The sequence below is a fragment of the Vogesella mureinivorans genome, assembly GCF_007644035.1.
Taxonomy (GTDB): domain Bacteria; phylum Pseudomonadota; class Gammaproteobacteria; order Burkholderiales; family Chromobacteriaceae; genus Vogesella; species Vogesella mureinivorans.
The window spans coordinates 1-262 of sequence record NZ_VMTV02000095.1 but is presented as its reverse complement, the minus strand read 5'-3'; the positions used below and the strand labels follow the sequence as shown (position 1 = coordinate 262).

1 protein-coding gene is annotated in these 262 nt (G+C 65.3%); it reads right to left on the bottom strand.

Features of this window, described 5'->3' with window-relative positions; genetic code table 11:
- On the bottom strand, positions 1–262 hold a 262-nt coding region (locus tag FLQ44_RS02105; RefSeq protein WP_147692832.1), incomplete at both ends, for a transposase.

Genomic DNA, 262 nt, shown 5'->3' with positions numbered 1-262 from the left:
AACTTGCCCTGCTCGCTCCACCGCCGAAAGGTGCGATAGACGTTCTGCCAACGTGGAAACTCCCGCGGCAGCATGCGCCACGCGCACCCGGTCCGGACGACGTAGCAACACGCGTCGACCAAGGAACGCCGCGCGTAACGCGGCGGCAGGCCGCGGCCGCCCTCGTTGCTGAAAATGTCCTGCACCAATGCCCACTCCGCATCCGTGAGACAACTTGGGTAGGCCTGCTCAGGGGCAAGCCGTCGATGGGCATCTGTGTAGC